Origin of the sequence: Streptomyces sp. NRRL S-244 (assembly GCF_000717915.1) — a bacterium.
Lineage (GTDB): Bacteria > Actinomycetota > Actinomycetes > Streptomycetales > Streptomycetaceae > Streptomyces.
In genome coordinates, this window is the sequence record NZ_JOCX01000052.1 from 1 (window position 1) to 11,638 (window position 11,638).

The window sequence follows — 11,638 nt, forward strand, 5'->3', positions numbered from 1 at the left end:
GTGGCCGAAGGCCATCGCGAAGCGACGCGACCGCAGGGAGCGCCCTTGACGGGCCGGACCGCACCGGAAGGACAGTGGACTGTCGGGAAACCCCCGGACTCCCTCTGATGCCGAGTCGGCGGACCCCGCTGGCCCGCCGCTCGATCCGGCTCAGGCCTCCGTCGTCAGCGTCAGCTGGATCGAGCCGTCCGGGGTCGTGGTCACGTGGATCGACGTCAGGTCGGGGACGTGGGCCGTCGGGGCGTGGGCCGCGGCTCGGGGGCCTATGCCGATCACGCGCATGCCCGCCGCCAGGCCCGCGGCGATTCCTGCTGCCGAGTCCTCGAAGACGATGCAGTCGGCGGGGTCCACGCCGAGTTTGGCGGCGCCCATGAGGAAGCCCTCGGGGTCGGGCTTGCTGGCCTTGACGGACTCGGCCGTGACTCGTACCTCGGGCATGCGCAGGGCAGCGGCCGTCATCCGGGCCGTGGCCAGGGCCGCGTCGGCCGAGGTGACCAGGGCGTGCGGCAGCCCGTCGATCGCCGCCATGAACTCCGCGGCTCCGCCGACCGGGACCACGCCGTCGGTGTCGGCGGTCTCGCGGGCGAGCATCTCGGTGTTCTCGGCGTAATTGAGCTCCACCGGGCGCTCCGGCAGGAGGATGGCCATCGTGGCGTAGCCCTGCCGGCCGTGGACGACCTTGAGCGCTTCCTCTGGATCCAGCCCGTGGGAGACGGCCCAGTCGCGCCAGCAGCGTTCGACCACCGCGTCCGAGTTGACGAGGGTGCCGTCCATGTCCAGGAGCAGGGCCCTGGCGGTGAGGACGACGGGTGCGGTGGTCGTGGTGCTGGTGGTGCTGGCCGACATCAGCGGTGCTCCAGACGGGGCGGGAAAGAGAACAAGCGGTTCCGCCCACCGGTCAGGGGTTGCGGGCGGAACCACTTTGTTCCTACACGATACAAAACATGGGGCGGTCCGCGCCACTCCGCCCCTGACACCCCTGCGAGCGATCAGCCCGTGCCCTCCAGGGCCCGACGGGTCTCCGGGCCGTAGACGCCCCAGTCGTCGTCGATGTTGTTGCGCCACTGGAACTCCGAGACCGCGTTCTCCGTACGGTCGTCGAACCTGCCGTTGATCTTTCCCCGGTACAGCCCCTGACCTGCCAGGAGCCGCTGCATCTTCTCCACCTCCGGGCCCGAATCCCCGTACCTCAGGGTCGGCGCCTTCGGGGGCGGCGGAGGTGAGCTCGGCGCGCGGCTCGTGCTCGCCGACGGGGTCGCGGACGGGGGCGCCGAGCTGCGGGAGGCGGTGGGCGAGGCGGAGGGCGATGCCGACTTGGAGGCGCTCGGCGACGGCGACGCGGAGGCCGAGGCGGAGCGGGAGGGGCTGTGCGTGGCCGTCGGCTGCGTGGGACCGGCCGGAGCCACGCTCGCGGCGGGCGCCGACGGCTTCGCGTCCAGCAGGACGGTGTCGCTGTCGCCGGAGCGCGGGAGCATCCCCAGCGCCAGGGCCGCAGTGCCCACGGCGACCACCGTGCCGGCGCCGGCCAGGATCGTGGGGAGCCGCCGTCGGCCGGTGGCGCCGGACCGCTTTTCGGGGCCCCCGCCCCTCCCCCTCCCCCCGCCCCCGTTTGTGCTTTCGGCGCCGGCTGCCGGGGTGGCTGCCTGGAGCCGGACCGTCTCGGCCGGCCAGCCCGCCTGCGGCGGGGAGTCCGGCCAGGCCACGGGTATGCCGTACGCCGGGGTGTCGTCCCCCGGCGGCGTCTGTGCGCCCTGGGCGTACCCGCCCGCGGGGCCGGCCACCACGCCCCGCACCGGCTGCGCGGGCGGCGGGTCCGCGGACTGGCGCGGCTCGGGGAGTGTCACGTACGGACGGACACGCAGTGGCTCGAAACCGGCCCCCGCCGCGCACCCGCAGTCGACGCCCATGGCGTCGCATTCTGGACAGCGCTCAGCGCTCACTGGAATCCCTCCCTGGCCGTTGCCTGCGATTATGCAGACCCTCCGAGGCCCGCCCAACCCGCCCGAGAGGCCATATCCGGCCACACCGCTCAGGATGGACATGTTGATCCGGCCCGAGGAGGAGCGGATGGCTCAGGATGTGACCAGGGACGCCGCGGAACCCGTTCCCGACCCGCACCGGTCCGGCCCCACCGCCGAGCACGCCTCCCGCGAGGTACTCGTCTCCATCGGCGCCCTGCTCCTCGGCCTGCTGATCGCCGCCCTCGACCAGACCATCGTCTCCACCGCCCTGCCGACGATCGTCAGTGAGCTGGGCGGCATGGCGCACCTGTCCTGGGTCGTCACCGCGTACATGCTGGCCTCCACCGCCGCCACCCCGCTGTGGGGCAAGCTCGGCGACCAGTACGGGCGCAAGAAGCTGTTCCAGGGCGCCATCGTGCTCTTCCTCATCGGATCGGCGCTGTGCGGGATCGCCCAGGACATGTCGCAGCTCATCGGGTTCCGCGCGCTGCAAGGCCTGGGCGGCGGCGGACTGATCGTGCTGTCGATGGCGATCGTCGGCGACATCGTCCCGCCCCGCGAGCGCGGCAAGTACCAAGGCCTCTTCGGCGCCGTCTTCGGCGCGACCAGTGTCCTCGGACCGCTGCTGGGCGGTCTGTTCGTCGACAACCTGTCCTGGCGCTGGGTCTTCTACATCAACCTCCCCATCGGTCTCGTCGCGCTCGTCGTCATCGCCGCGGTCCTGCACATCCCCGTGCGGCGCTCGAAGCACACCATCGACTACCTCGGCACCTTCCTCATCGCCTGTGTCGCCACCTGCCTCGTGCTCGTCGCCTCCCTCGGCGGCACCTGGGGCTGGGGCTCGACCCGGATCGTCGGCCTGGCCGTCCTGGGCGCCGTACTGCTCGCCGTCTTCCTCTTCGTCGAGCGGCGGGCCGTCGAACCCGTCCTGCCGCTGGGACTGTTCAAGATCCGCACCTTCACCCTCTGCTCGGTGATCAGCTTCGTCATCGGGTTCGCGATGTTCGGCGCGATGGTCTACCTGCCGACCTTCCTCCAAGTGGTGCAGGGCGTCTCGCCCACCATGTCCGGCGTGCACATGCTGCCGATGGTGCTCGGCATGCTGATCTCCTCCACCGCCTCCGGCCAGATAGTCAGCCGCACCGGACGGTGGAAGGTCTTCCCGATCGCAGGCACGGGCGTGACCGCGATCGGGCTGCTCCTGCTGCACCAGCTGCAGCGCACCAGCGGCACCTGGGAGATGAGCATCTACTTCTTCGTCTTCGGCACCGGACTGGGTCTGGTCATGCAGGTGCTGGTGCTGGTCGTGCAGAACGCCGTCAGTTACGCCGACCTCGGTGTCGCCACCTCCGGCGCCACCTTCTTCCGCTCCATCGGCGCCTCCTTCGGCGTCGCGATCTTCGGCACGGTCTTCACCAACCGGCTCGACGGCAAGCTCGCCACCGCCTTCACCGGGCTTCCGGTGCCGCCCGGTACGGCCGCACTGGTCGAGGCCGATCCACGGGCCATCGGACGGCTGCCCGCCGATCTGCGGCCGCGCGTGCTCGACGCGTACGCCTCCTCCATCACCGACGTGTTCCTCTACGCCGTGCCCATCGTCCTCGTCGCCTTCGTCATCGCCTGGTTCCTCAAGGAGGACGTGCTCCGCGGCTCGGTCACCGCGCCCGACGTCACCGAGACCCTCGCCTCCAACCCCGTCCAACGTTCCTCCCGCGACGAGGTCGCCCGCGCGCTGACCGTCCTCGGCAGCCGCGAGGGCCGCCGCCACGTCTACGAGAAGATCACTGAGAAGGCCGGCTTCGACCTGCTGCCCGCAGCGAGCTGGCTGCTGCTGCGGATCAAGAAGTACGGGTCCGCCGAGCCCGCGATGCTCGCGGAACGGACCACCGTGCCGTTGAAGGTGATCACGGACGCCGCCCGCCAGCTCGAAGAGCGCGGACTGGCCGTACGGGACGGACTGCCGCTGGTCATGACCGAGCGAGGCCGGGAGTCCGCCGGGAAGCTGGCCGAGGCCCGCGAGGAATCGCTCGCCGAACTGCTCGGCGACTGGTGGGGCCCGGACCGGCCGACCGACCTGGTCAAGCTGGTCAAGGAGATCAACGCGGAGCTGTGCGGATCCGATGCCGAGGAGCCCTTCGACGCCGCGGCCCGTCGCGACCACGCCGCGCCCTGACCCCGACCCGGGTCAGGCCAGGGGCTTTTCGAACCAGTGCTCCGCGTACTGGCCCGCGTTGTACGCCGGTATCTCCGCGTAGCCCTGGCGCGCATACAAGGCGCGGGCCTCCACCAGGTCCGAGCGGGTGTCGAGGCGGATCCGCCCGGCGCCCAGGGCGCGGGCCGCCGCCTCGAGGGCCGTGAGCAGCGCCGCCCCGCCGCCGGTGCCGCGGGCGCGCGGGTCCACGTACACCCTCGTGAGCTCGGCGGTGACGGGGTCGAGCAGCCGTATGCCGCCGCAGGCCAGGGGCGTGCCGTCCAGCCGGCCGACCGCGAAATGGCCCGTCGGCGGGGCGAGGCCGTCGGCCGGGTCGTCCCGTAGGCCCTCGTCGATCTCGGCCTCCGTGGCGGGCCGTTTCCAGTAGCGGCCGGCGACCTCCGCGTAGTACGCGCGGCGCAGCGCGGTGGCGTCCGGCGTGGCGAAGTGCTCGGCGGCAACCGTCCAGTTGCCGGCCGCGGTGGCAGCGGCAGCGGTAGCGGTGGTGGTGGATTCGGTGCTCTTGCTGTTGATGTCCATGGCGCCATTGTGGAGTCCGTGCGCGTCCTGCCGCGTGGAATATCCACAGGTACGGGCCGATGATAGGAAAAGACGCATATCCCCCACACGGAGGGCGGGAACGCCATGTCCGAGCACCCTGACGCTGCCCTGATCCGCCGCGGCTACGAGGCCTTCGGCAAGGGCGACATGGAGACGCTGGGCTCGCTGATGACGGCCGACGTCATCCACCACGTGCCCGGCAGCAACCCCCTCTCGGGGCACCACAAGGGCCGTGAGGCCGTCCTCGACCTCTACCGGCGGTTCGGCACGGAGACGAACGGCACCCTCCAGGTCGATCTGCACACCGTGCTGGTCGACGGGCGCGGCCACTGCATGACCTTCCACACGGCGCGCGGTGACCGCGGCGACCACGGGATCGAGATCCAGGAAGGCCTCTTCTTCACGATCGTCGGCGGGAAGATCAGCGACATCGACCAGTGCACGCAGGACATCGACGAGGAGGACCGTTTCTGGGGCTGATCCGGCAGTCCATGACCCGCCGGGTCGGCCGGACCCTCCGGACCCTCCGGACCCTCCGGACCCGGCGGATCCGGCGGATCCATCAGCCGCCCCGGCCGCCCCGGCCTCCTCGTACCGCCCCGCTCAGCCCTGCGGCTTCGGCGCCGCCTGCTGCACGACCTCGAACGACCACACCGTCGACCCCGAGGCCGCCGGCTTCGGGCGCTCGCCCGAGCCCGAGCCCGAGCCCCCGCCCTGGTGCGCGGCCTTCATGGGCCCCTCCATCCACGCCTGGAAGTCCTCCTCCGACCGCCACCGCGTGTACACCAGGTACTGGTCCGTGCCCTCAACGGGACGCAGCAGCTCGAACCACTCGAACCCGTCCGAGCCCTCCACGGCCCCCGCCCGCGAGGCGAACCGCTGCTCCAGGACTTCCCGCTGCTCGGCGGGCACGGTCAGTGCGTTGATCTTCACGATGCTCATGCCCGCCATCCTAGGGATCGCGTGGGGGATATCGTCGTCCCCGGTAATGAAGTGGTGCACGAAACGCGGCAGCCAGGCGAAGTCAAGGTTGCGGTCAACAGGGCGGGAGGCCGGCGAGGCGTGGCTAACGCGGCAGAGCACAGCGGTGCGAACGGACATGCCGGGGTCATAGGCGGTAGCGGCAGGCTGGGGGCGGCACGGTTCCTCCTGTGGGCGCTGGCCGCCGTCCTCGCCGTCAGACAGGCCGCCTCCGTGCTGCGCGTGCCACCGGGCGAGTGGCTCGGCGAGTTCCGGCTCCCCAGTGGTTTCCCCGGGTCGCTGTACGACGGCGGCCAGTTCACCGGGACCCCCTTCGCCGGGCTGGTCCTGAAGCCGTTCCTCGGTCTGGCGGCGCCCTCCCTGGAGGTGGCCTGGACCTGCGTGACGCTGCTGCTCGTCGCCGCCGTCGGGCTGGTCGCCGCGCGCGGCCTGCCCGACCCCGTGCCGCGGCGCACCGCGCTGCTCGCCGCGCCCGTACTGGTCGGCCTGATGATGGTGTCGCTGCCGGTCCGCGAGGCCGCCTCGCCGGGCCAGACCGCCGTCCTGCCCGTGCTGCTGGTGCTGCTGGCCGTGTTCCGGGTGCCCGGCGAGCGCCCGGCCGGCTTCCTCGTCGGCCTGGCCGCCGCGCTCCAGCCGGCCCTGCTGCTCTTCGCGCCGCTGCTGTGGCTCACCGGCCGCCGCCCCACCGCCAAGGCCGCCGCCGTGACCTTCGCCGCGGCCACCGCCCTGTCCTGGGCGGCCCTGCCGCGCGACTCCTGGACGTACTGGGTCCACCACCTGGCCGGCACCGGCCTCGGCGGCGCCCCCGACAGCCTCGCCAACCAGTCCGTGCACGGCGCGCTGCTGCGGCTCGGACTGAGCGGCCCCGTCGAGATCCTGCTGTACGCGGCCCTCGCGGCCGGGATCGGCTGGGTCGGCCTGCGCCGCGCAGCCCGCTACGCCCGCGACGGCCAGCTGCTGCTCGCCGTCGCCGTCACCGGCTGCGTGGCCGTCGCCGTGGCGCCGACCGGCTGGCGCCACCAGCTGCTGTGGGTGCTGCTCGCGGTGGCCGGCAAGGTCGGCAAGCGGGCGGCGGACCGGCCCGTGTGGCCGGTGGCCGTGGTGCTCGCCATGACCCTGCCCAGCGACATGCTGCTGCCCAACCTGGCCGCGCTGGCCCCCGTACGGGACAACGTGCTGCTGCTGGCCGCGCTGGCGGCTGCCTGCGCGGTGCCGTTCCTGCCGCGCTCCTCGCCGTACTGGCGCGAGCCCGTCCCGACGGCGTACGGCCGGCCGGCCGCCGCTCGGTGGTCGCGGGTGCCGCTGCTGCCGTTCTGGCGGCGCGTCCTGTCGCGCCCCAACCTGTTGCTGGAGCTGCTGCTGATACGGGTGGGGTACTCCCTCTACTCGCACATCCGGGCCGCCGCGCCCAGCAGCCGCAGCCTCGCCGAGGGGCACGGGAGCCAGATCCACGCCGTCGAGCGGGCGCTGGGCATCGACATCGAGCGCGCCGTCAACCACGCCGTGGTGCACACGCCCTGGCTGGAGAAGTTCTTCAACTTCTACTACACGTCGTTCCACTTCGTGGTGCCGCTGACGATCCTCGCGGTGCTGTACTGGCGCAGGCCGGGCGACTACCGCTGGGCCCGCGCCTCCCTGGGTCTGGCCACCGTCCTCGCGCTCATCGGCTTCTGGCTGTACCCGCTGGCGCCGCCGCGGCTCATGCCCGGCCTCGGCTTCATCGACACCGTGCACGGACCGCAGGATCTGGCCAATCCGCAGTACGGGGCGATGACCGCGATCTCCAACCAGTACGCGGCGATGCCCTCGCTGCACTTCGGCTGGTCGCTGTGGTGCGGGATCGTGATCATCATGCTCGCGCCGAAGGGCTGGCAGAAGCTCCTCGGGGCGCTGCACCCGCTGATCACGGTGTGCGCGATCGTCGCCACCGCCAACCACTGGGTGCTCGACGCGGTCGGCGGCGCGGCCGTCGTGAGCGCCGGGTTCGGGCTGGTCTACGTACTGTCGGGGCCGCGCGGGGCCGCCCTGCCGGCCGGGCTGAGGGTGCCGCGGCCGCGCGAGCCGGAGCGGGTGGGCGCCGCGTCGCGTACGCGAGCGTAGGGAGCGGGCGACGAAGGGGTGCCGGGAGGGTCTCGTACCCGTCCCGGCACCCCTTCGGTGGATCGCCGCGTCCTGTCAGGATCCGCCGGGTGCGGGCGTCGCGCCACTCGGGCGCGATCAGGGCTCGCCGCCGTACGGATCAGGCGGCCGGGCCCGGGGCCTCGGCCAGTCCCGCCACGACGAGGGCGACCGCCGCCTCAGCGGTGTCGGCCTCGCCGATCACGAGCTTCTGGGTCGGGCTCAGGACGCGGAACCGGCCGTCGCGCAGCGGCTCGACCGCCGGCGCCGCCACCTCGAAGGGGTGGCTGGTGCGGGCGCTGAACCACAGGGTGAAGTGGCTGGTGAACGGGTAGAGCCGGCGCAGGGACGGTTCTGCGGAGGCGGCGTCGATCAGCGCGAGCACGCCCCGGCTCAAGACCGGGGAACCGCCCCGTTCGTGCATCAGCCGCCATGTCGTCGGCAGGCGCTGCCAGCGCGCTTCCACGCAGTCGGCAGGCCCGCTTGCCTGAAGGTTCATCCGCGCAGTCTGACGGCAGGCCGCCCCCGGGACAATGCCCGGACGTGAACGGATCCCCACGGGCCCCGACGGACCCCTACGGAATTCGGCGGGCGTCCGCGGGCCTCGGCGGGCCCCGACGGAGTCCGACGGCCCGCGGACGGCAGGGGCCGGGGCGTGGGAGGAGCGGCCCCTGCCGTCGTGGACCACGGGCCGGCCGTCAACCGTGGCTGACCCGAAGCTCCTTGATGCCGTTGAGCCAGGCCGCCCGCAGCCGCCGCGGCTCCGGCCCGGCCAGCCGCAGGTCGGGCAGTGAGTCGGCCAGTGCGTTGAAGATCAGGTCGATCTCCATGATGGCCAGGGACTTGCCGAGGCAGAAGTGCGGGCCGCCGCCGCCGAAGCCCAGGTGCGGGTTCGGGTCGCGGGTGATGTCGAAGCGGTCGGGGTCGGTGAACACCTCGGGGTCGTGGTTGGCGGAGGAGTAGAACAGCCCCACCCGGTCGCCCGCCTTGATCTTCTGCCCGCCCAGCTCGGTGTCCCGGGTGGCGGTGCGCTGGAAGGACACCACCGGGGTGGCCCAGCGGACGATCTCCTCGGCGGCCGTCGCCGGCCGGGTCGCCTTGTACAGCTCCCACTGCTCGGGGTGGGTCAGGAAGGCGTGCATGCCGTGGCTGATGGCGTTGCGCGTGGTCTCGTTGCCCGCGACCGCGAGCAGCAGCACGAAGAAGCCGAACTCGTCGGAGCCCAGGTTGCCCTGGCCCTCGGCGGCCACCAGCTGCGTGACGATGTCCTTGGCCGGGCACTCCTTGCGGGCGGCGGACAGGTTCATGGCGTAGCCGATGAGCTCCATCGCCGCGTTGGAGCCGACTTCCTCCGTGATCGCGTACTCGGGGTCGTCGTAGGCGATCATCTTGTTCGACCAGTCGAAGATGCGGAGCCGGTCCTCCTGCGGTACGCCGATCAGTTCGGCGATGGCCTGGAGCGGAAGCTCGCACGCGACCTGCGTGACGAAGTCGAAGCTGCCGTCGGCCGAGGCGGCGAGCGCCTCGGTGACGATCTTCCGGGCCCGGTCGCGCAGGGCGTCCTCCAGGCCGCGGATGGCCCGCGGGGTGAAGCCGCGCTGCACGATCTGGCGTACGCGGGTGTGTTCCGGCGGGTCCATGTTCAGCATGATCAGGCGCTGGGCATCTATCTGCTCGCGCTGGATGTGCTCGTTGAAGCGGATGATCGCCGTATTGGTGGTCGAGGAGAACAACTCGGGGTGCGTGGAGACGTACTTGACGTCCGCGTGCCGGGTCACGACCCAGTAGCCGTCGTCGTCGAAGCCGGTGACGCCCCGCCGCTGGGGGCACCACCACACGGGTGCGGTCTGGCGCAGCTGGGCGAACTCGGGGAAGGGGACGCGGTCCTGGAGGAGGTCGGGATCGGTGGCGTCGAAGCCTTCGGGCAGCGCGGGACACGACATCGGGCGACTCCAAGGTCTGACGGCCCATCAGAAGTTGGCTTGAAGGTAGTAACGAGTTCTAGAAGTGACAAGGGTCCTCGCGCCAACTGTTGCGTGTGGAATCCGTGGAAGGCGCGTGCAAGACCCTTGCGTGCCGGGGTTACAGGTCATAAGACTGCGGGGAGAAGTAGAACGCGTACTAGTTCGGGCGGGGCGCCGGGACGGCCCGCCGCGCCGGCACAGTGCAGGAGAGGACGAGCTCATGGCCGCGGAACCCGTCATCGTCGAAGCCGTACGCACCCCCATCGGCAAGCGCGGGGGCGCGCTCGCCAACCTCCATCCCGCCTACCTGCTCGGCGAGACGTACCGCGAACTCCTCGCCCGGACCGGAATCCAGCCCGACTGCGTCGAGCAGATCGTCGGCGGCACCGTCACCCACGCGGGCGAGCAGTCCATGAACCCGGCGCGCAACGCCTGGCTCGCCATGGGCCTGCCGTACGAGACCGCCGCGACGACCGTGGACTGCCAGTGCGGCAGCTCCCAGCAGGCCAACCACATGGTCGCCAACATGATCTCCGGCGGGGTCATGGACATCGGCATCGCCTGCGGCGTCGAGGCGATGAGCCGGGTGCCGCTGGGCTCGGGCTCCAAGCACGGCCCGGGCAAGCCCTTCCCGGACGAGTGGAACGTCGACCTCCCCAACCAGTTCGAGGCCGCCGAGCGCATCGCCCGCCACCGGGGCCTGACTCGCGAGGACGTCGACCGGCTCGGGCTGCTCTCCCAGGAGCGGGCCGCCGCCGCGTGGGCCGAGGAGCGGTTCAAGCGGGAGACCTTCGCCGTCCAGGTCCCGACGACGGAGGAGGAACAGGGCGCCGGGCAGGGCATGTGGCGCCTGGTCGACCGCGACGAGGGCCTGCGCGACACCAGCATGGAGGCGCTGGCCCGGCTCAAGCCGGTCATGCCGACCGCCGTGCACACCGCCGGGAACTCCTCGCAGATATCGGACGGGGCCGCCGCCGTGATGTGGGCCTCGCGCAAGATGGCCCGCGCGCTCAAGCTCAGGCCGCGCGCCCGGATCGTCGCCCAGACGCTCGTCGGCGCCGACCCGCACTACCACCTGGACGGACCGATCGACGCGACGCGGGCCGTGCTCGGCAAGGCCGGGATGTCCCTCAAGGACATCGACCTGGTCGAGATCAACGAGGCGTTCGCCTCCGTCGTCCTCAGCTGGGCCCAGGTCTTCGAACAGGACCTGGAGAAGGTCAACGTCAACGGCGGCGGCATCGCGCTCGGCCACCCCGTCGGCGCCACCGGCGCCCGGCTGATCACCACCGCGCTGCACGAGCTGGAGCGCCGCGACAAGGAATTCGCGCTGATCACCATGTGCGCGGGCGGCGCGCTGGCGACCGGGACGATCATCCAGCGGCTGTAGGCGCCGCCCGGCGTCGCCAGGCGGCGCAGGGCGCACGGACCCTGTGGGATGGGAAACAGAAGGCCCCGGTGGCCGGACCTGGGGAGGTCCGGCCACCGGGGCCTTCGCACAGCTCGCGCCGTCTGCTCGCGTGTCTGCTCGCGTGTCTGCTTGCGCCGTCAGGCGGTCACTGGTGGCTTAGTACCAGTGGTGGGTCTGCCAGAAGTTCCAGGCGCCGACGGGGCTGCCGTAGCGGGAGTTCATGGGACAAGGGCGGTCGCTGCATGCCGGGGCATGCGTGAGCCACTCACGCGGTGGAGAGGGGTTCGTCGGGCGGGGGGCGAAGGCCCTCTGCCGTGGCGACGTCACCAGTTAGCCAGGCCGGTGGGGGGCGTGGCAACGGGCCCTGGTACTAGCCGTCCTCGCAGCCGGGGCCTGTGCGGCCGGGGTGGGTCGGGGTGGTGTCCGTGCAGGTGGGGGCGGGGTTTTGGGG

10 protein-coding genes are annotated in these 11,638 nt (G+C 72.0%); 4 read left to right on the plus strand and 6 right to left on the minus strand.

The genetic code is table 11. The features are described from left to right. Positions 1-150 precede the first annotated feature (150 nt). A complete protein-coding gene (locus IF02_RS0131700) occupies positions 151-846 on the minus strand; it encodes an HAD-IA family hydrolase (RefSeq protein WP_051696687.1) in 696 nt (231 codons plus the stop codon). A 143-nt stretch (positions 847-989) separates the two neighbouring features. Further along, positions 990-1,844, minus strand: a complete 855-nt coding sequence (locus tag IF02_RS33335) for a peptidoglycan-binding domain-containing protein (RefSeq protein ID WP_158708596.1) — start codon at positions 1,842-1,844, stop codon at positions 990-992. Positions 1,845-2,067: 223 nt separating this feature from the next. Here IF02_RS33335 and IF02_RS0131710 point away from each other — a divergent pair, with 223 nt between their 5' ends. Beyond that, positions 2,068-4,134: an MFS transporter gene (locus IF02_RS0131710; RefSeq protein ID WP_030163176.1), complete on the plus strand. Its 2,067-nt coding sequence runs from the start codon at positions 2,068-2,070 to the stop codon at positions 4,132-4,134. A 12-nt stretch (positions 4,135-4,146) separates the two neighbouring features. Here the strand turns inward: IF02_RS0131710 and IF02_RS0131715 are convergent, their stop codons facing one another. Continuing rightward, entirely contained in the window at positions 4,147-4,692 is a 546-nt protein-coding gene (locus IF02_RS0131715; RefSeq protein ID WP_037837529.1) for a GNAT family N-acetyltransferase, read from the minus strand. 105 nt (positions 4,693-4,797) lie between these two features. On the opposite strand from IF02_RS0131715, the gene IF02_RS0131720 reads away from it, so the two are divergent. Next, a complete protein-coding gene (locus IF02_RS0131720) occupies positions 4,798-5,193 on the plus strand; it encodes a nuclear transport factor 2 family protein (RefSeq protein WP_030163181.1) in 396 nt (131 codons plus the stop codon). Between the two features lie 123 nt (positions 5,194-5,316). Here the strand turns inward: IF02_RS0131720 and IF02_RS0131725 are convergent, their stop codons facing one another. After that, positions 5,317-5,655: an antibiotic biosynthesis monooxygenase family protein gene (locus IF02_RS0131725; protein ID WP_030163183.1), complete on the minus strand. Its 339-nt coding sequence runs from the start codon at positions 5,653-5,655 to the stop codon at positions 5,317-5,319. 120 nt (positions 5,656-5,775) lie between these two features. Between IF02_RS0131725 and IF02_RS0131730 the strand changes: the two genes are divergently transcribed. Further along, positions 5,776-7,794 (plus strand): bifunctional glycosyltransferase 87/phosphatase PAP2 family protein, encoded by a 2,019-nt coding sequence (locus tag IF02_RS0131730; protein ID WP_078622455.1) that lies wholly within the window; start codon positions 5,776-5,778, stop codon positions 7,792-7,794. Between the two features lie 139 nt (positions 7,795-7,933). Here IF02_RS0131730 and IF02_RS0131735 read toward each other — a convergent pair whose 3' ends face one another. Together IF02_RS0131735 and IF02_RS0131740 are read right to left on the minus strand one after the other, a co-directional pair. Next, on the minus strand, positions 7,934-8,311 hold the full coding sequence (locus IF02_RS0131735) for a DUF6193 family natural product biosynthesis protein (RefSeq protein ID WP_158708597.1): 378 nt from the start codon (positions 8,309-8,311) through the stop codon (positions 7,934-7,936). A gap of 199 nt (positions 8,312-8,510) precedes the next feature. Continuing rightward, complete coding sequence (locus IF02_RS0131740; protein WP_030163189.1) at positions 8,511-9,755, minus strand: cytochrome P450; 1,245 nt, start codon at positions 9,753-9,755, stop codon at positions 8,511-8,513. A gap of 241 nt (positions 9,756-9,996) precedes the next feature. Here IF02_RS0131740 and IF02_RS0131745 point away from each other — a divergent pair, with 241 nt between their 5' ends. Then, positions 9,997-11,166 (plus strand): steroid 3-ketoacyl-CoA thiolase, encoded by a 1,170-nt coding sequence (locus tag IF02_RS0131745; protein WP_030163191.1) that lies wholly within the window; start codon positions 9,997-9,999, stop codon positions 11,164-11,166. Positions 11,167-11,638: the final 472 nt, after the last annotated feature.

Coding starts and splice junctions, on each gene's coding strand:
- IF02_RS0131725 (WP_030163183.1), bottom strand. CDS start 5,655: ATGAGCATCGTGAAGATCAACGCACTGACCGTGCCCGCCGAGCAGCGG.
- IF02_RS0131745 (WP_030163191.1), top strand. CDS start 9,997: ATGGCCGCGGAACCCGTCATCGTCGAAGCCGTACGCACCCCCATCGGC.
- IF02_RS0131740 (WP_030163189.1), bottom strand. CDS start 9,755: ATGTCGTGTCCCGCGCTGCCCGAAGGCTTCGACGCCACCGATCCCGAC.
- IF02_RS0131700 (WP_051696687.1), bottom strand. CDS start 846: ATGTCGGCCAGCACCACCAGCACCACGACCACCGCACCCGTCGTCCTC.
- IF02_RS0131715 (WP_037837529.1), bottom strand. CDS start 4,692: ATGGACATCAACAGCAAGAGCACCGAATCCACCACCACCGCTACCGCT.
- IF02_RS0131710 (WP_030163176.1), top strand. CDS start 2,068: ATGGCTCAGGATGTGACCAGGGACGCCGCGGAACCCGTTCCCGACCCG.
- IF02_RS0131735 (WP_158708597.1), bottom strand. CDS start 8,311: ATGAACCTTCAGGCAAGCGGGCCTGCCGACTGCGTGGAAGCGCGCTGG.
- IF02_RS0131720 (WP_030163181.1), top strand. CDS start 4,798: ATGTCCGAGCACCCTGACGCTGCCCTGATCCGCCGCGGCTACGAGGCC.